This window comes from Romboutsia maritimum (assembly GCF_002251085.2).
GTDB classification, from domain to species: Bacteria; Bacillota; Clostridia; order Peptostreptococcales; family Peptostreptococcaceae; genus Romboutsia_B; species Romboutsia_B maritimum.
The window spans coordinates 11331-30900 of sequence record NZ_NOJZ02000017.1 but is presented as its reverse complement, the minus strand read 5'-3'; the positions used below and the strand labels follow the sequence as shown (position 1 = coordinate 30900).

Below are 19570 nucleotides of genomic sequence, written 5' to 3'. Positions count from 1 at the left end.
TTGTTATTTTTTATGATATTATTAATTTTGAAAATATTATTATTAACTATTCAAAACAGGAGGTAAACTTTAGAATATGACCAATAAAGAAATCAAAAAATATATAGTCGCATACAACATCTTAGAAAGCTTAATATGTTCTATATTAATAGTAGGTGTATTGACTATTTTAATAATAGTTTTCAAAAACAAACTTGAAAATTTTAAAACTATCATTAAATATATATACTACTTAATTATATTCTTTTCATTGTACTCAACCTTTATAGATCCATTTATAGATATAAAAACATACAGCTATAAAATTACAGATTCTAAAATAGAATATACGAAAGGAATTTTAATCACAAAGAAAACTATAATTCCCATAAGTAGAATACAACACGTTACATCAACATCTAATCCACTTTTAAAAAAATTTCATCTTGTAAAAGTTGGAATTAATACAGCTACTCAAATTCACGAGCTTAGAAATATATCCATAGAAGAAGGCGAATATATACTTGAGCAAATAACTAATATACTATATTCTAAATTTAAGGAAGAGGAATTAAATGGAAAACAGTAATAAGAACTCATTTTTTACAGTCTTAAAAGATAGTATTCAAAATATAAGAGATGCAATATTTGTACTTACATTTTTTCTTATATTTTTGCATTCTAAATTAAGTACTGCTATTCTCTTTGCTTCTTTAGATTTAATAGTTTCAGTTATTTATAGTATATTTAAGTGGATGTATAATACTTTTTATGTAAATGAAAATATTCTTTATTATAATACTGGTGTATTTTTTAAAAAACAAATGAAAATACCTTGCGAAAATATAGCAACAATAGATACAGAACAGACTTTTTTTCAAAAAATATTTAAAGTTAAAACCATAAAAATTGATACAAATAGTTCAGGAAATGATGAAGAACTAAGATTAGTTCTTAGTGATAAAAATATAAATGAATTTAAAAATAGTTTAACAAAATATGATACATCTTCTAATGATGTTTCTTGTATAAATGATAGTACTCCAACTGATAATTCTAATAATAATATAGCTGATGAAAATATCATCTATTCTATGGATAAAAATAAATTACTTAAATTTGCATCTTTAAAAGGAAGCAAAGTACTTATGATAACTATAATTTTATATATATTAAAACAAATCAACAACAAAGATATGTTAAACGATAATAATATCAACTATATTAGTAACACAATTAAAAAATCACCATTATTATTTATACTTGTTTTACTTGCTCCAATTTTGATTTTAGTATTATTAAAATTAATATCTATAATATATTATTATGCTAAATTCTATGACTTTAAAGTAATACGAAATTCAAATAATTTAAAGATAAGTTTTGGTAGCTTCACTAAGAAATCATATAATATAAACTTAAATAATGTTCATTCAGTAAAGATTAATCAAAATTTAGGTCAACAGCTACTAAAAACAGCAACGATAAATGTAAGTTCATTTGGATATGGTGATGAGGATAAAGAAGAAGCTATACTTATACCTCATATACATGAAGATGAAATCAATGATTTACTTGAAATTCTTTTTGAAAAATTTATATATAATGGTGAGAAATTTAGAATTTCTAAAAATTGTAAGCTAAGATACAAAAATGCTAGAATTGGATACAATAAAAATGTATTGTATTTAAGTGGAGGTATATTAAGAAAAAAAATAAATATCATCACTATTGAATGTATTGATGATATAACATATAAACAGTATTTTTTCCAAAGAAAAAGAGATTTATTAAAAATAGTTGTTAATTACAAGGCTATGAAAGCATCTGATTTAAATGTTGTTAAAGGTCTTAGTAAAAAGCATTTTAAAGAACTTGAGAGATTTTTGTTTTTAAATGAATAAATTAACCTACCGCTTGAGGTGAATATAAGGTGAAACTTATATTTCACCCCTTCGCTAGGTTTTACTCTTCTTCTAAATTCTCTCTGCTTTCTAATTTTAAGGCTATAAACATTAAGATAACCCCTGCTATTAATGCTGGTGTTTCTAAATTAGATATATTTATATTAAATAAATAATATAAAACTTTTGGTATATTTACTATAAATGGAAATATTGTAGCTGTTGTTCTTATTTTTATTGAAACAATTATACAAGCTAAAAGTAATAATAAAATAATTATTCTTATAGTAAATTCACCAAACACTTCTACTTGTGGTAATTTTTTACCTATAAGACCTATAGCAACTAATGCAACTAAATTTAACAACATTACTATATATATTGAAATTTTCCATTTTTTATCTTTAAATGCAAATTTTTTAGTAAACAGTATTAGACATATTATTGTTATAATATATGTTACAGGCATTCCAATTGCTTCTAACATAGAACATTTATATACTCCATAATCTAAATCACTTAAAAATATCCATGAAGCTAATCCTAAAATTAGTATAAATCCCATACGTAAAATTTCTTTTTTATCGAATGATAATTCTTTTTCCACAGATTTAGCATATTCTTCTGGAGAATCTCCAAATATATCTTTTACACTTTTGCCTTCTTTTTCTCCTAAAATCAAATGTTGCTCAGCTTCTTCAATAAATTCTTTTACCTCTTTTTCGCTTTTACCACTAAATATTAAATACATATTAAGATCTAATATAAAATCCTTACCTTCTTTCGACATACACATATATTTTCACCCCTACTATATTTTTTCTATTTTAATTTATTTCTTTTCTTTTAAAAGATTGTTTACGCAATTTGACATATTATCCCATGTAGATATAAATGATTTTAGTTCTTCTTTTCCCTTATCTGTAATAGAATAATACTTCCTTTTAGGTCCACTTTCAGATGCTTTAGTAGTTGTTGTGACTAACTCTTCTTTTTTCATTCTTATTAAAAGTGGATATATACTACCTTCACTTATCATATCAAATCCATAACTTTCTAACTTCTTAGTCATTTCATAACCATATACTTCTTGTTCTGAGATTACAGCTAATAAACATCCTTCTAATATCCCCTTTAGCATTTGTGTTGAAGTCACTTACTCACCCTCTCTATCTTGTTTTACAATATAGTAAATTAAAACTATCTTGCATTACAATATAATACTTTAATGTAAGTATAACTCTATCTATATTGTTTTGCAAGATAGCATTTGAATTTTTTATTTATAAATCTCATCTTATACATATTATTAATATATAATTTATGATGTAAAAAAAAGAAGGGCTATTTCTAAAATATGAAAATTTTTAAAATAACCCATATATGATGTATTTTAATTATTCATAATAAGGCTCAATATGAACTATAACCTGAGCACTTTTATTAATCTTTTCTCTTATCATTTCTTCAATATCATGATTTAATATATGAGCTTCTTCAACTGTTACATTAGGATTAACCATGACATGCATATCAACATAAGCATTGTTTTCGCTACCTCTACTTCTTATATTATGAGCACACTTTACTTCTTCAAACTCCTTAAGAATCTCTCTTATATCTTCTTCGTCTATTATTGCCTTATCTACTAATATATCAATAGTAGACTTGAATATTTCATAAGATGCATGAAGTATAAATCCTGCAACTATTAAAGATGCTATTGAATCAATTATAGCTGGAAGACCTAGTCTTACACCTATTAATGTTATTAAAACTCCTATAGATACAAATATATCGCTCTTAGTATGAAGTGAGTCTGAAATAAGTATATAACTATTTAACTTTTTACCTACTCTATATTCATACGTACATACAAATATATTAATTAATAAAGTGATAACTAAAACTATTAAACTTTCAATAGTTATTGTTGGAATAACTGGATTTTTAAATCTTAAAATCGCCTCTACAACTATTTTACTACCTATAAAAAGTAACATTCCTCCAATAAATAATCCTGATATAACCTCAAATTTATTATGTCCATATGGATGTTCTTTATCTAATGGCTTTGACGCAAGACTAATTCCTATTAAACCTACTATATTAGATGCTCCATCAGATATAGAATGAAATCCATCCGCTGTCATACTTGTACTTTTAATAGATCTACCTATTATTATTTTTAATAGAGCAACCCCTATATTTGCAAATAATATTATCCATAAAACTTGTTTTACCTTTTTGTAACTATAATCCTCCATAATTTCCCTCCCAAATTCCACGAATTAAAAAATCCATGGAAAAGTTTTTTAAACCATCCCATGGATATATCTCTCCACTGCTTATTAAAAAGCCCAGCATATATTGCCTGATTAATTATTTTATTTTATCAACGAAATATAATAATGTCAATACTAAAAATTCATATAACCTTATATACTTATGATTATCATTAAAATTTCATTTTAAAATATTCACCAAATTCATCAACAGTCATTTCAAACTTAGGTATCCCAACATAATATGGAGCTATATCATAAAGCTGAAAATATATTACTAGTTTACCTTCTTCAATATAAAATTCTTGATTTTCATTAATTCCATTAAAGCCTTCTTTTTCTCCAAAATAAATATCCTCACTTTTTTCAATTTCTTTTTTCACAAAAGAATTTACTATCTCCTTATAATTTACATCTTCTTTAAATACATCTTTTAATTTAATTTCTTTTCCTGTTGATAAGTCATAATTAAAAGATTTTAGATAAGTCATCCCATGAGCTCCACCCATAAATGCATAAGTAGTTATTGGAATACTTATCAAATTATTTTTATTGTATGTAACTTTAAAATCAGATATTAATTCATATTGATACTTTACATAGTCTTCATCTGATTTTGAAAATTTAGTTTCATATAATTCTTGATATTCTTTAGCTTCTTTCTTTATTTTATTATTAAATTTAATTATATAATTTTCTATTTGTTTGTTTATATTTTCAATATGCTTTTTATTAACTTTGTTATTATTTATATATTCTTCTTTTATTTTTAAATATGGATATTTTATATCTGATTTAAAAAATTCACTTTCTTGTTTTATTTCTTTTGTTTGTATTGTAAACATATCGTTTATATTATTTTGTTTATACATAGATAAATTTGTATTTATATCTTTTGTTAATTCTAATTTACTACTGAAAGTATCTGCAAAAGATATGTTAGTAGATATAAGTGCTAATATTGATGCTAATGATATAATTTTCTTTTTATATCTCATCTCAAATCCTCCTTTTTTAGATAAATTTGATTTATTTACTTATTATATGCAATTAACCTTAATATTAATTTACATTTCTAATTCAAATTTTCCTATACATAACCCTTAAAATTTCTATGAGAATTAAATATATATCTATGTACTTCCTCAGTATCTTTCTTATTTCTTAAATTAGAATAATAATAAATTCTAATTTTATAATCAACATCATCCCTATCAAAAGCATATCTATTATGTTGACCATTACAAGCTGCTAATACATGAGCCATCAAATCTATCAAATGAATAAGCTTATAAGCGTTATTTCTAGTATAAAAATTTCCATCTCCCATTACATGCGCTATATAATTTCTGTTAAAATACGAATAATCATTTGCCAATTGATGTTTAGAAAAAATTATTTGCTCAGATATATCTAAAAACGCCCTTATGTATTCATCTATTATATATGGATGAGGTATTTTAGTATTAGAATAATCATATTGAAGTTCAGCCCACTTGTTAAGTAATTGCTGTTCCTTTGGTTTTTTATTTTTAAAATTAAATCCATATAAAGAAAGTAAAATACCTTCTATTATAGGCGTTAAAATCATTACAGTTGATATGTATTCTTCTCTAAAAAGGCTTATATATGATTGTTCTATAATATGTGAAAATTTACTTATATGATTAGTATTCATGATTAGACTCGCCATATTTAATGCTCTTAGATGTGGGTCTATAATATATGGTTCTATTATTTCTATAATATTATTTTCTATATCTATAATATTTTTATATGTATAACTTTTACTTATTTCTATTTTTTTGCATAAATTTTCTAACTTTATAATATCTATTTCATTAATATCCTCAGCTATAACTGAAAATCCAAAGTGAGTTATCTTTTGATTTATTTTAAATAACCTAATTTGCAAATTATTATGATAAGATAAATTCTCTTTAGATTTTTTCGGTTGTATTAAATTATTTTTTGTTTTTTCTTTTATTTCATCAAATACTTCTCTAATAGCCCTTCCTCTACTTTGGGATTGCTTCTTTATTTTGAGTTCTTCAATCTTTACAACGTATTGATCTGCCTTTTTTTCAAAATGCATTTCATATCCAAATATATATTTAGTAAATACCTTGTTCATAATAAATCCCCCATAAGTATTTCATAATGTTTATATATATATTATATTATATTTTTTGTGAAATAACCTAGCCAAGGAGTGAAATATAAGTTTCACGACATTTGCAGGAAAGTTTTTGCCTGCATGAAGGAGAACTTATATTCACTTCAATCAGTAGGCTTAACACAAAATCCAATTATTTATAATTATCTACATACCAATCTATAGTTTCTTTAATACCTTTTTCAAACATATACTTTACAGTCCAACCTAATTCCTTTTGTATTTTACTTGAATCTATAGCATACCTTAAATCATGACCTGGTCTATCTTTTACAAATTTTATAAGAGACTCTGGTTTATCTAATTCTTTAAGAATAATTTTAACTACATCTATATTAGTTTTTTCACTATTACCACCAACATTATATACTTCTCCAATTTTACCATGATGTATAATAGCATCTATTGCACTGCAATGATCTTTTACATGAAGCCAATCCCTTACATTAATTCCTTTTCCATACACAGGTAACTCTTTATCATCAATAGCATTTAATATCATTAGAGGAATTAACTTTTCTGGAAATTGATATGGTCCATAGTTATTAGAACATCTAGAAATTGTAAGTGGTGTATTATAAGTTCTAAAATATGATTGTGCTATCATATCAGCAGATGCTTTAGATGCTGAATAAGGTGAGCTTGGATTAATTGGTGTATTTTCAGTGAAAAATAAATCTGTTTTTTCTATAGGTAAATCTCCATATACCTCATCAGTAGACACTTGATGAAATCTATCTACTTTATATTTATTAACTGCATCTAATAAAACTTGCGTTCCAACTACATTGGTTTGTATAAAAATACCAGGATTTATAACAGATTTATCAACATTAGATTCTGCTGCAAAATTTACTACTATATCAAATTTTTCATTTTCAAATAATTTATATACCAATTCTCTGTTTGCTATATCTCCTTTTACAAATTTATAATTTTTATTATTTTCTATATCACTTAAATTTTCAAGATTTCCTGCATAAGTTAGTAAATCTAAGTTTACTACATTATAATTTGAATATTTATCTAATATATAATGTATAAAATTACTACCGATAAATCCTGCTCCTCCAGTTACTAATATTTTTTTCATATATTATTCTCCCTTTGTTGAATATAATTTGTTAAAGCTTCTTTCCAATTTGGCAACAATTGAAATCCACTTTCTACTAATTTATTTTTACTTAATCTACTGTTTAAAGGTCTCTTTGCCATACATTTATATTCATTACTACTTATTGGATTTATTTTAATATCTATATTACTAATTTCAAATATTTCTTTTGCAAACTCATACCAAGTACAATATCCTTCATTAGTAGCATTATAAATTCCATATTTATTACTTTCTAAAATATCAACTAATAATCTAGATAAATCTACTGTGTATGTAGGTGATCCAATTTGATCATCTACAACATTTATTTTATTTCTTATTTTCGATATATTAAGCATAGTTTCTATAAAATTATTTCCATTAATTCCAAATACCCACGATGTCCTAACTACATAGTATTTATCTAAATTTGAAATCACACTTTTTTCTCCTAAATATTTGCTCATACCATACATATTTATAGGATTTGGTATATCTTTTTCAGTATACTCTTCATCCTTGCTTCCATCAAAAATATAATCTGTACTTATATATATCATTGGTATATCAAATTTTTTTGCACAGATTGCTATAACTTCTGTTGCATCTTTATTAATACGTAAGCATAAACCTTTTTCTTGTTCAGCTTTATCTACTGATGTATATGCCGCACAATGAATAATAGCATCACAATTAGAATTCATTATATATTCTTTAATTTTATCTTTATCTTCTAAATTCATATCATATCTACTCGGGCAAATTACATTATATCCTCTTTTGTATAATTCTTTTACTAAATCAATACCCAACTGACCATTAGCACCTGTAACTAAAATCTCCATACATCTTCTCCTTTACAATCAGCTTTTTATTTATACTCAAATGGTATTTCAATATCTTTTAATTTTTTTTGATTTTTATCTTTTTCAGATAATATCAACTTATTAATGTTATCTATTGGCCAATTTATATTAATATCTTCATCATTCCAAATTATACCGCTATCATATTTTGGAGCATAATAATTTGTGCACTTGTATGCAATTATTGCAATTTTTGATAACACCAAAAAACCATGTGCAAAACCCTCTGGTATATATAATTGTTTTTTATTATCTTGTGATAAAATAATACCTTCATATTTTCCAAATGTAGGTGATTCTTTTCTTAAATCTACAGCAACATCATATACTTCTCCTACTATAACCCTAACTAATTTACCTTGAGTATTTTGTGTTTGAAAATGAAGCCCTCTTAATACTCCCTCCGTTGATTTTGACTCATTATCTTGAATAAAGTTCATAGTAAGGCCTGCTTTATAAAAATCTTCTTTATTATATGATTCTATAAAATATCCTCTATTATCGTTAAATATCTCAGGTTGTATTATATATAAGTCTTTTATGCTTGTTTTTATAAACTTAAAATTCCCCATATCTATCCCCCATTTGCTACTTTAAGTAGATACTTTCCATATTCTGTTTTTATAAGACTTTTAGATAATTCTATTAATTTTTCTTTATTTATATATCCTTTTTTATAAGCTATTTCCTCTATATATCCAATGTGTATATTTTGTCTTTTTTCTATTGTTTCTATAAATTTAGCCGCATTTAATAGACCTTCATAAGTTCCTGTATCTATCCATGCGGTTTCTTTTTCTAATAATTCTACCTTTAAATTCCCTTTTTTTAAATATTCATTATTTATAGAAGTTATCTCTAATTCTCCTCTGTCTGATGGTTTTACTTTTTTTGCTATTTCTACAACTTCATTGTTATAAAAATACAATCCAGGCACTGCATAATTTGATTTTGGTTGTTTAGGCTTTTCTTCTATCGAAAGTGCATTATATTTATTATCAAATTCTACTACTCCAAAATCACAAGGATTTTCTACATGATATCCAAATATAGTTGCACCTTTATTATTATTAATAGCATTTATAAGTTTTTGTTCAAATTTATATCCATAAAATATATTATCACCTAATATTAAGGCTACGTTATCTTCTTTTATAAAATCTTTACCTACTATAAATGCATCTGCAATTCCTCTTGGTTTATCTTGAGATGCATAACTTATATTTAAACCTATATCACTTCCATTAAAAAACATTTCTTTAAATACTTCTATATCTCTAGGTGTTGATATTATAAGTATATCTCTTATATTACATAACATAAGAACTGATAATGGATAATATATCATAGGCTTATTATATATAGGTAACGCTTGTTTGGACAGTGCCTTTGTCAATGGATAAAGTCTAGTTCCACTTCCTCCAGCCAAGATGATTCCTTTCATAAAACTACCTCCAAACTTATACTTTAAAGTATTTTTCTGTTACACTATTATAATATTCTTATAATAATTAATAGTTACATTATTTACATTAAATCTTGTTTTATATTACAAAAAACGACTAAAAAATCAGGAATAAATTATCCCTAATTCTCTAGTCATTTTTTATTAACATTAATATTCATAATCATCTTTTAATATAGACATTATTAAACAATTAATATATTTACCATTTTTATATACTTCATCTCTTAAAATACCATCTATTTTAAAACCTACTTTAGAATATAATTTTTTAGCTCCTTCATTAGTCTCTAATGTTGTTAAATATAATTTATTTAAATTCAAATTATAAAATGCATGATTTATCATCATTTTCATGACCTTGGTTCCATAACCTTTACCTCTACTATCTTTGTCTCCTATCATCAAATGTAATTCTGCTTTTCTATTTATATAATCTATATTTACAATACTAATCATACCTATCATTTTATCATCATCGCAAATTGCACATCTAACTTGATGTTCTCTATTTTTTTGATATTGATTCATCCATTCACTATCTGTTTCTATATTAATATATCTAAAATTTGCTCCTAATAAATCTATTGTATCTTTATCATTTCTCCAAATATTTATAGTATTTAAATCACTATATGTTATTTCTCTTAAATATATCATAACTTAAATTATCTCCCAAATTTTTTTTAAAATATACATCATGTCTTCATCATCATATCTTTGATCTATTGGTAAAGGTATTAATTTATTTGTTAAATACGCTTCATAACTATCTGTTTCAACTCTAGATATAACTTCTGGCCAATATGTTGCAACGTATATCTTATTATCTATTAAATATTTTTTTATATTATCTTTACTTATTAAAAATGGATATATCATAGGTCCATTTTTACTCAATGATTCATCTATATTTTTTAATTCATTTATATCTTTTAATTTATCGTGTAAAATACTAAAGTTTTTTTCACGTTTTAATTTAACATATTCATAATTTATATTTGATAATATCTTAGATGTTAAGTTAGACATTTGTAATATTTCTTGGTTATTTAGTTTTATCTCATTTTCTCTAAAACCCAAATATCCCTCTGCTGCACCGAGGTCTATTCTCTTTAATAAATACTCATATCTATCATATGAAATATCTCTTTGTAATTTAGAAATACTAGGACTGTCGGTATATAAGTATCCTCCATCGCTAACTCCGAAAAACTTTCTTGCAGAATATATTGTATCTATTTTATCACAAGGAAGTGTATAAAAAGCTTGAGTATTATCAACAATTATATTTTTATACTTTTTAGTTATTTCTCTTATTTTATTATTATTAAGTCCAAAATAATTAATAAATAGTAATACCTCATCATCATATATATCACACTTTAAAATTGGCATTAAATTTTCATTTATATTATAAAATTCAATATCAATTCCCAGATTATTAGATGGTTGTAAGATACTTTCACAACTATAATACGGTATATATATTTTTTTATATTTTTTTACTTGTAATATATATTGTAAACTATATCTAGCACTATTTAATTTAATTGCTTTTTCATGATAATGATTACCTTTCATACATTCAAGCTCAAAATAACCACCAATTTCTTTTGTCATTAAGCTTTCACCTCATATAATTCTAACATCTCTTTTATTTTTTCTTTAGAGTTAAACATCATTACATCAATTATAGATAAGTTGCTTTCAAATGAATTTCTTCGTTGAGGATATTTTAAATCATTCATTTTCATAAATTTAAGTTGTATATTACTTTCTTCAAACTTATTTTTATCAAATAAATCTATTCCTCCATATGGGTTTACATATTCATAAGCATTGACTTGTTCGCATATCCTTAGAGCCCATTCTCCACTATCACTTACATTTGAATAATCAAAATCACATTTAGATGAAATCTCATATTCAAAATTTATATCTAAATAATTACATATTGTACTAATTATATATGCATTTAATTGTGTTATGTTATCTGTATCTATATTTATAGATTTTTGTATTACGTCTATAGCTTCATTATAATTTGGAGCTCTTTTTTTATATATAGTTAATTTACCTAATAACTCATCTTTCCACCTTTGATCATTATTTACTTTTATATCCTTAATTAAATCTCCTCTACTATGTTTTTTTAATGGTAATATTATATATTGCCATCCTTTTTTAGGATGTATTATTCTATTACGATTAATCCATCCATGGTATATATATTGAACATCATCAAAGAATATCCATTTATCTACATAATTTATTAATTGAAAATATCCCAAGTATGGAAAAAAATAAGGTTGCATTATTCCAACTTTCATTTACTCACACCCTTTATAAAATTCAAGATTCTTTATGCTAAACTTAAATCAAGCGTAATCTAACTTTTTTTTATTATCTCTTTTATTATCTGTGTGATTTTTACTACATCTTTATTGTCTAACTCTCCATATATCGGTAATGTTAAAATTCTATCTGCAACATATACTGCATTTTGTAAATTACTTTTATTATATAAGCCTTTATAACATTCAAAATCTGGAGTTAATGGATAAAAGTACTTCCTAGCAAAAACATTATATTCTTTTAATTTTTCATATAAATAATCTCTAGTTATTCCTAGTTTTTTATCATCAATTAATATTGGAAAATAAGCATAATTATGCTTAATATTAGGTTGGTCATCTACCGTATAAATTCCATTTATATCTTTAAGATTTGCTCTATATATGTTTGTTATGATTTTTCTTTTATTTATTTCTTCATTTATATAATTTAAATTAATTAGTCCCATGGCCGCTTGAAACTCATTCATCTTAGCATTAATTCCTACAGACTCAACAGTTTCATATCCCGTAATTCCAAAATTTTTATAATTATTAAGTTCATTTCTTAAATTTTCATCACCAAATGTTAATAATCCGCCCTCTATGCTGTTATAAACTTTTGTAGCATGTAGAGAAAACATAGATACATCTCCAAAATTTCCAATTCCTATATTATCAACCTCTACTCCAAATACATGTGCAGCATCATATATAACTTTTAACTTGTACTTACTTGCTATTTTTTCTATCTCTTTTGTATTACAAGGATATCCAAATACATGAACTGGAATTATTGCAGATGTTTTTTCTGTAATCAAGCTTTCAATCTTATCTACATCAATAGTAAAATTATTCATATTTATATCACAAAATATTGGATTTAAATTATTTTCTACTATAGCATGTGTAGTAGATGCAAATGTAAATGGAGTCGTTATAATTTCTCCTTTTAGATTTAACATTTTTATAGCTGTATATAATGCCAAATGACCATTTGTAAATAACACACTATTTTTAACCTTTAGGTATTTTTCTAGTTGTAATTCTAGTTCATTATGAATTGGTCCATTATTAGTTAATAACTTACTGTCCCATATAATTTTAAGTTTCTCATAATACTCTTTAATCGGTGGTAAAAATGCTTTTGTAACATATATTGGTTGTTCAAACTTATTCATTTTTTACCTCCATATTTTTTAATTATTTAGAACTTATTATTTTTTCAATTTCCTCAAAATATGGTAAAACTTCTTTTTTCTTTAAAGTTTCAAGGTCTTGGTGAAGTTGACTTCTTATATCTTTTTTTCTGTTTTCATCTAAATTATAATTACTAGCATCTTTTGAAATTCCGCCACCTCTACGACATATAGTAATTTCTTCAATAATACCTATCATACATTTTTGTCTAGTTATACTTAATAATTTAGGATAGTCACCTAACTGTTTATAATCCTCATCATACAAACCATATCTATTTATAAATTCTCTAGTATAATAAAGATGTGAACCTGAAATAAAATTACCTTTACATAATGTTAAATATAACTTCAAAGGATTTCCTTCTAATAATTTTCTCATCCAATTCTCAACAAATCTTATTTTTATCTTATTCATATTTTTATCACAAGTATATTCATAAGACGTAGCTATTATATAATCTTCTTTTTCAAAAAACTCAACTATATTACTAACTATATTTTCATCATAAAAGCAATCATCACATTCTAGGGGTAATATATATTTTCCTTTAGATAACTTCATACCTTTGTTTAGATTTTTTACTCCACCTTCATTGATTTCACTTTTTTCAATTATATAATTTACAATATTGTCCCCTTTATTTTTTTCTATATATGATTTGATTTCTTTAATATCTTCTTCATCAAAATCATTTGAACCATCATCTCTTATTATAATTTCAATAGGACTATATTTTTGTTTTAGTATTGAATCAATATTTTCCTTAAGATATCTCGTATTTTGATAACAAAATACAAGTACACTTGCCAATTTATTTACATCTATATTATTAAACAACTTATTTTCCTCCATAATAAATTTATTCATTCTCAAATTATAGCAAAATTTAATAATTCTATATATTATATTAAATTTTGCTATAATTTGTGTTCAAGAATTATATAAACATATTTTTCACTAAACTTTGATTAAAAAAGAAACTCACCCAAATATAATGATTTTGCTAAAAAACTAGCAAAGGGGTGAAACATAAGTTTTACCTACATTTTCAGGCGTGTTTTTTGCCTGCATATAGGAAAACTTATGTTCACCCCAAATCTAATTACATATATTTTATATCATATCTTCTTTTTTTCTAATTTCAAATTCCTTCATAACCTTTTCTTTTTCATCTTCATTTAAAACTTTTGTTCCATGTCTCTCAAACGTATTTAATGTGTTTTTTTGATGTATTGTAACCACATAATTTTCTTTATCTATAATTTCATGTTTTAAATATATAGCTCCCATATGTCCACCTTTTAGTACATATCTTTTACCATTCATATAATCTTCTACCTTATATATAAGGGTATGAAATGGTGGAGTATCATGATACCATCCACCTAATTTATCATTTAAAATATCATAAACAAATCCCTTTTGATTTATAAGTGCTTGTGTATCTTCTTTGGGATTATAATCTATTAGTTGTTGTATAAATGATGGATGATACATATCATCACAATCTAATCTTACTAAATATAAATCATCATATCCTTGTATATATTTATAAATTCCTTCTTCTTCTTCACAACTAAAAATAATATTTTCAGGTAACTTAGGATATTTTGCTATCTCTTTTTTGACAAGTTCTTCTGTTTGTTTATCATAATATATAAAACATAAAAATGATTGATTAGTTTGATTTATTAAACTTTGTAATGTATAATTCATAAAAATTTTCATTCTATGACTTATCCATTCCTCACTTAATCTTCTTGTCATATTTGCTCGTCTAGTAGTATTAAACTGCATATCTATTACTATTATTTTACTCATTATGTCCTCCTACTTATTAAATAAATTTATTTAAATCTATCTTCCAATAGAGTAATATTCTATATCTAAATTTTTCATCTTTGAAACTTCATAACAATTTCTACCATCATATATTATTGGTTTTTTCATTAACTTTTTATATTTTTTTATATCATAATTTACTATATCTTCCCATTCAGTCATTATAAAGCAAACTTCAGCTTCACTTATAGCCTCATCAATAGACATAGTATAATTTATCTTATCTTCAAAAATTTTTTTTGCATTTTCTATACCAACTGGGTCATATGCAAATATATTAGCTCCTCTTTCTATTAAACTATTTATATTTGATATAGACGGAGCATGTCTCATATCATCTGTTCCTGGCTTAAATGTTAGCCCTAATATTGCAACTTTCATATTTTCAAATTGCTCAATCTTTTCACTTGCTTTTCTAATAAGCTTTAACTTTTGATATTCATTTACCTCAATTGCTGCTTTTACAGTTTTTAATTCATAGCAAAATTCACTTGCCAAGCAATGTAGTGCTCTTGTATCTTTAGGAAAGCAAGAACCACCATATCCTATCCCTGCTTTTAAAAATTTATCGCCTATTCTTTCATCATAACTCATACCAATTGCAACATCTTCTATATTAGCTCCTACTAATTCACAAAAATTAGCTATATCATTCATATATGCTATTTTTAAAGCTAAAAAATTATTAGAAGCATACTTTATCATTTCAGCACTTTTTCTATTAGTTGAGATTATAGGTTGGTTAAATGGCTTATATACTAATTTAAGTATATCCTCAGCCCATTTACTTTCTGTTCCTATTATAATTCTTGAAGCGTTTAATGTGTCCTTTATTGCACTTCCTTGAGATAAGAATTCTGGATTTGATGCAACTTCAACTCTAACTTTATTAACTAAATTTTCTTTAATATAACTTTCTATTTTATCATTAGTACCTATTGGTACCGTAGATTTTGTTACTACTAAACAATCCTTTTCTATATTTTTAGCTATTTGATTTATAACAGCTTTTATATAATCTAAATTAGCAGAGCCATCACTTCTTTCAGGTGTTCCTACTGCTATAATTATTACATCTGCATTTTTATATGCGCTTTTATAATCTGTAGTATAATCTATTTTACCTAATTCGTAATTTTTCTTCATTAGTTCCTCTAAACCATCCTCGTATATAGGAGGTTTTCCTAGCTTCATTTGTGCCACTTTAGTTTCATCTATATCTACACAGGTTACCACTGCACAGTTTAACTGTGCTAAACAAATACCTGTAACTAATCCTACATATCCTGTGCCTGCAATTGCTATATTCACAGGTTTTACCTCCAAATTCTAGTATTTTTTATCATCATTTTAATATTTACTAAAATAATAATACTTCCTAGATTTAATATATGATATCGACATTATTTTGCTACTTTCTGTATTATTTTTAATATCTGTTTTTTCTAGACTCAAAATAATTTGTTAAAGATTTGTATCTAATTTTCCATACATCTTCATAAATTTTATAAATCTCATCAACTATAGATTGTGCTTCTTCCTTTTCTTCTACTTTTACTTTTTTTAGCTTTTCAAAAATCCAAGCTTGGAAAAAAGCATCATATTTACTATCTACATATTCTTTTAAAACTCCATAGTTCTCTAGTTTTTTTCTTTTTTCAATTTCTGTTTTTAAATGTTTTTTAAAGTAGCTAGTTCCAATACTATTAGTAATTGAATTTTCTACATTCATGTAATAAAGATAAAGTTCTTTATTTATAACTTTTATGCTTCTACAATTTAACATTAATTCATATGAAAATAATGTATCTTGACCTATTCCGCCTTCTACCATCTTTAAATTATTTTCTATGATAATATTTTTCTTTACTATAATACTTAAGATTCCAGTTGACATAAAATCTGTATCTAATAATATTTTTTTACAATCATAAGATATATCTAAGTTGTTATTTACATTCATAAAATACTTATAATAATCTCTTACTTTGCTACTTTTTTCATCTTTGTATATCACATTTCCTACTACAATATCTACATTTGATTTTATCAATGTATCATATAATATTTTATAGCTATCATTTATACACTCATCATCTGGATCCAAATAAGAAATATAATTTGTTGTTGCTAGTTCTATTCCCTTATTTCTAGGTCTAGATGCACTTCCACTTCCACCAGTTTCAAAAAAATAACTCTTTACGTTACTATATTTTGACTCTAAATCTTTAATTATATTTACTGTGTTTTCATCAGTTGAACCATCATCAACTAATATTATTTCTATTTCATTAAATATGCTACTTTCTTTTAAACTCTTAAATGACCTGTTTATTAAATAATCTCCATTATTATACATAGGCACTATTACTGAAAGTTTCATATTTAAATTTTTATAAATTCCTCTATCTTTTAAATATTTTTTTATTGAATTATATTTCACATTCCATACATCATCATAAATTTTATAAATTTCATCTACTATAGATTTTGCTTCTTCTAATTCTTCTTCATTAACTTGTTTTAACTTAATAAGAATATATTCATTAAAATAACTATCAAACATTATATTTAAATAATCATATAAAACATTATATTGTTCTAATTTTACTCTTTTAACTTTCTCTTTTTTTAATTGCCCTGAAAAATAAGATAAGCCTATTTTAGTTGTAACAGAATTTTCAACATTTCTGTAATACATATATAGACCTTCATTTATAACTTTTACTTTTTTCAAACATAGCATAATTTCATAGAAAAATAGTGTATCTTCTCCTAATCCACCCTCCACCATACATAAATTATTTTTTGTTAATATATCTTTTTTCACTAAAAATGGAAATATTCCACCTGACATAAATTTAGTATCTAATAATATTTTTCTACAGTTAGTACATTCCTCTAAACAATCATTTACATTTACAAATTTTCTATAATAATCTCTTACCCTTAAATTATTATCGTTATTATAAACAATATTACCTATTACTGCATCTGCTTTTGATTTTTGTATTTCATCATATAATTTCTTATGACAATCATTAATACTAGCATCATCTGGATCTAAATATGAAATATAATCTGTTGTAGATAATTCTAAACCTTTATTTCTAGGTCTTGATGCACTTTTACTTCCACCTTTTTCAAAAAAATAAGATTTAACATTTCTGTATTTTGACTGTATATCTTTAATTATATTTACTGTAGTTTTATCAGTAGAACCATCATCAACCAATATTATCTCTAATTCATTAAAAATACTACTTTCTTGCAAGCTTTTAAATGCTCTATTTAATAAATAATCTCCATTGTTATATATAGCTACTATTACTGACAGCTTAAAATTCATATCTTTATACACACCTCTTGATTTTAAGTATATTTTTATGTCCTTATTTTTAACTTTCCACACATCTTCATAAACTTTATATATCTTATCTACTATATTTTCAGCTTCATTTAATTCATTTTCACTAACTTTATTTAACTTATCTAGAATATATTTTTTAAAATAACTATCCATTACCATTTTTAAATAATCTTCTAATATATTGTACTCTTCTAATTTTTTTCTTTTTGAAATTTCTTTTATTAAATGTCCTTTAAAATAATTTATATTAATTTCATTAGTAACCGATCCTTTAACATACATATAATGTTTGTTAACTACTTCATCTATAACTTTAACATTATTAGAATTTATCATTAATTCATAAAAAAATACTGTATCCTGTCCTATTGCTCCCTCTACCATAGATAATTTATTTTCTACTATAATATTTTTTCTTACTATGATTGTCTGTATGCTGCTTACAACAAAATTCATGTCTAATAATATTTTTCTTCCATTATTAATTTGCTCTTTTTTATTTATTTCTAAAAATTTCTTGTAATAATTTCTTACTCTAAAATTTTTATTATATTCAACAACGTCATTTCCTATAACCAAATCAATATCTTTATTAGAAATTTCATCATATAATTTTTTATAACCATCATTAACGCACTCATCATCTGGATCTAAATACGAGATGTAATTTGTAGTAGATAATTCTAGCCCTTTATTCCTAGCTCTAGATGCACTTTTACTTGGACCCTTTGTGAAAAAGTAAGTTTTTACATTACTATGTTTTGATTTTACATTTTTAATTATATTTATGGTTTCTATATCATCAGAGCCATCATCTACGATTATAATTTCTATTTCTTTAAAAATACTACTTTCTTCTAAACTTTTAATAGCTCTCTCTTTGAGGTAATTACCATTATTATATACAGGTATTATGATTGATAATTTAAATATACTTTCAATATTTTCATCTGAATTTTTATCTTTTTTATTAATATTTTTTAAATAATTTTTTATTTTATCTATTTTGATTTTCATATCTACACCTCTTTGAAGAATTCTATTAATT

Annotated in this window: 19 protein-coding genes; 2 read left to right on the top strand and 17 right to left on the bottom strand. The window is 24.2% G+C overall.

Going from position 1 to position 19570, the window contains the following annotated elements:
- Window positions 1-76: 76 nt before the first annotated feature.
- A complete protein-coding gene (locus CHF27_RS09535) occupies window positions 77-568 on the top strand; it encodes a PH domain-containing protein (protein ID WP_095404516.1) in 492 nt (163 codons plus the stop codon).
- Window positions 555-1883 (top strand): PH domain-containing protein, encoded by a 1329-nt coding sequence (locus tag CHF27_RS09530; protein WP_095404515.1) that lies wholly within the window; start codon window positions 555-557, stop codon window positions 1881-1883. Before CHF27_RS09535 ends, CHF27_RS09530 begins: the two co-directional genes overlap by 14 nt.
- 61 nt (window positions 1884-1944) lie before the next feature.
- Here CHF27_RS09530 and CHF27_RS09525 read toward each other — a convergent pair whose 3' ends face one another.
- The 17 genes from CHF27_RS09525 to CHF27_RS09445 all read right to left on the bottom strand — a co-directional run bounded on the left by CHF27_RS09525 (window position 1945) and on the right by CHF27_RS09445 (window position 19539).
- Entirely contained in the window at window positions 1945-2679 is a 735-nt protein-coding gene (locus tag CHF27_RS09525) for a hypothetical protein (RefSeq protein ID WP_095404514.1), read from the bottom strand.
- Between the two features lie 36 nt (window positions 2680-2715).
- Window positions 2716-3039, bottom strand: a complete 324-nt coding sequence (locus tag CHF27_RS09520; RefSeq protein WP_199533654.1) for a PadR family transcriptional regulator — start codon at window positions 3037-3039, stop codon at window positions 2716-2718.
- A 241-nt stretch (window positions 3040-3280) separates the two neighbouring features.
- On the bottom strand, window positions 3281-4150 hold the full coding sequence (locus tag CHF27_RS09515) for a cation diffusion facilitator family transporter (RefSeq protein ID WP_095404513.1): 870 nt from the start codon (window positions 4148-4150) through the stop codon (window positions 3281-3283).
- A gap of 191 nt (window positions 4151-4341) precedes the next feature.
- A complete protein-coding gene (locus CHF27_RS09510; protein WP_095404512.1) occupies window positions 4342-5166 on the bottom strand; it encodes a DUF3298 and DUF4163 domain-containing protein in 825 nt (274 codons plus the stop codon).
- A gap of 92 nt (window positions 5167-5258) precedes the next feature.
- On the bottom strand, window positions 5259-6302 hold the full coding sequence (locus tag CHF27_RS09505) for a hypothetical protein (RefSeq protein WP_095404511.1): 1044 nt from the start codon (window positions 6300-6302) through the stop codon (window positions 5259-5261).
- 175 nt (window positions 6303-6477) lie between these two features.
- Window positions 6478-7437 (bottom strand): dTDP-glucose 4,6-dehydratase, encoded by a 960-nt coding sequence (gene rfbB / locus CHF27_RS09500; RefSeq protein WP_095404510.1) that lies wholly within the window; start codon window positions 7435-7437, stop codon window positions 6478-6480.
- Window positions 7434-8285, bottom strand: coding sequence for a dTDP-4-dehydrorhamnose reductase (gene rfbD / locus CHF27_RS09495; RefSeq protein WP_095404509.1), 852 nt, complete (start codon window positions 8283-8285; stop codon window positions 7434-7436). Before rfbD ends, rfbB begins: the two co-directional genes overlap by 4 nt.
- Window positions 8286-8311: 26 nt before the next feature.
- Window positions 8312-8878, bottom strand: coding sequence for a dTDP-4-dehydrorhamnose 3,5-epimerase (gene rfbC / locus CHF27_RS09490; protein WP_095404508.1), 567 nt, complete (start codon window positions 8876-8878; stop codon window positions 8312-8314).
- A gap of 2 nt (window positions 8879-8880) precedes the next feature.
- On the bottom strand, window positions 8881-9750 hold the full coding sequence (gene rfbA, locus CHF27_RS09485) for a glucose-1-phosphate thymidylyltransferase RfbA (RefSeq protein WP_095404507.1): 870 nt from the start codon (window positions 9748-9750) through the stop codon (window positions 8881-8883).
- Window positions 9751-9921: 171 nt separating this feature from the next.
- Window positions 9922-10431, bottom strand: coding sequence for a GNAT family N-acetyltransferase (locus CHF27_RS09480; protein ID WP_095404506.1), 510 nt, complete (start codon window positions 10429-10431; stop codon window positions 9922-9924).
- A 3-nt stretch (window positions 10432-10434) separates the two neighbouring features.
- Window positions 10435-11394, bottom strand: a complete 960-nt coding sequence (locus CHF27_RS09475) for a hypothetical protein (RefSeq protein ID WP_095404505.1) — start codon at window positions 11392-11394, stop codon at window positions 10435-10437.
- Complete coding sequence (locus CHF27_RS09470) at window positions 11394-12104, bottom strand: WbqC family protein (protein WP_095404504.1); 711 nt, start codon at window positions 12102-12104, stop codon at window positions 11394-11396. The genes CHF27_RS09475 and CHF27_RS09470 overlap by 1 nt, the downstream gene beginning before the upstream one ends.
- A gap of 59 nt (window positions 12105-12163) precedes the next feature.
- A complete protein-coding gene (locus CHF27_RS09465; RefSeq protein ID WP_095404503.1) occupies window positions 12164-13288 on the bottom strand; it encodes a DegT/DnrJ/EryC1/StrS family aminotransferase in 1125 nt (374 codons plus the stop codon).
- Between the two features lie 22 nt (window positions 13289-13310).
- Entirely contained in the window at window positions 13311-14147 is an 837-nt protein-coding gene (locus CHF27_RS09460) for a glycosyltransferase (protein ID WP_158534742.1), read from the bottom strand.
- Between the two features lie 276 nt (window positions 14148-14423).
- Window positions 14424-15131, bottom strand: coding sequence for a glycosyltransferase (locus tag CHF27_RS09455; protein WP_095404501.1), 708 nt, complete (start codon window positions 15129-15131; stop codon window positions 14424-14426).
- A gap of 36 nt (window positions 15132-15167) precedes the next feature.
- Window positions 15168-16463: a UDP-glucose dehydrogenase family protein gene (locus CHF27_RS09450; protein ID WP_095404500.1), complete on the bottom strand. Its 1296-nt coding sequence runs from the start codon at window positions 16461-16463 to the stop codon at window positions 15168-15170.
- Between the two features lie 118 nt (window positions 16464-16581).
- Complete coding sequence (locus tag CHF27_RS09445; RefSeq protein WP_095404499.1) at window positions 16582-19539, bottom strand: glycosyltransferase; 2958 nt, start codon at window positions 19537-19539, stop codon at window positions 16582-16584.
- Between the last annotated feature and the right edge of the window lie 31 nt (window positions 19540-19570).

Bases quoted from the DNA above. Each gene is read 5' to 3' on its own strand.
- CHF27_RS09445 (WP_095404499.1), bottom strand. From the start codon at position 19,539: ATGAAAATCAAAATAGATAAAATAAAAAATTATTTAAAAAATATTAAT.
- CHF27_RS09505 (WP_095404511.1), bottom strand. From the start codon at position 6,302: ATGAACAAGGTATTTACTAAATATATATTTGGATATGAAATGCATTTT.
- CHF27_RS09530 (WP_095404515.1), top strand. From the start codon at position 555: ATGGAAAACAGTAATAAGAACTCATTTTTTACAGTCTTAAAAGATAGT.
- CHF27_RS09525 (WP_095404514.1), bottom strand. From the start codon at position 2,679: ATGTGTATGTCGAAAGAAGGTAAGGATTTTATATTAGATCTTAATATG.
- CHF27_RS09535 (WP_095404516.1), top strand. From the start codon at position 77: ATGACCAATAAAGAAATCAAAAAATATATAGTCGCATACAACATCTTA.
- CHF27_RS09515 (WP_095404513.1), bottom strand. From the start codon at position 4,150: ATGGAGGATTATAGTTACAAAAAGGTAAAACAAGTTTTATGGATAATA.
- rfbB (WP_095404510.1), bottom strand. From the start codon at position 7,437: ATGAAAAAAATATTAGTAACTGGAGGAGCAGGATTTATCGGTAGTAAT.
- rfbD (WP_095404509.1), bottom strand. From the start codon at position 8,285: ATGGAGATTTTAGTTACAGGTGCTAATGGTCAGTTGGGTATTGATTTA.
- rfbC (WP_095404508.1), bottom strand. From the start codon at position 8,878: ATGGGGAATTTTAAGTTTATAAAAACAAGCATAAAAGACTTATATATA.
- CHF27_RS09470 (WP_095404504.1), bottom strand. From the start codon at position 12,104: ATGAAAGTTGGAATAATGCAACCTTATTTTTTTCCATACTTGGGATAT.
- CHF27_RS09455 (WP_095404501.1), bottom strand. From the start codon at position 15,131: ATGAGTAAAATAATAGTAATAGATATGCAGTTTAATACTACTAGACGA.
- rfbA (WP_095404507.1), bottom strand. From the start codon at position 9,750: ATGAAAGGAATCATCTTGGCTGGAGGAAGTGGAACTAGACTTTATCCA.
- CHF27_RS09480 (WP_095404506.1), bottom strand. From the start codon at position 10,431: ATGATATATTTAAGAGAAATAACATATAGTGATTTAAATACTATAAAT.
- CHF27_RS09475 (WP_095404505.1), bottom strand. From the start codon at position 11,394: ATGACAAAAGAAATTGGTGGTTATTTTGAGCTTGAATGTATGAAAGGT.
- CHF27_RS09465 (WP_095404503.1), bottom strand. From the start codon at position 13,288: ATGAATAAGTTTGAACAACCAATATATGTTACAAAAGCATTTTTACCA.
- CHF27_RS09510 (WP_095404512.1), bottom strand. From the start codon at position 5,166: ATGAGATATAAAAAGAAAATTATATCATTAGCATCAATATTAGCACTT.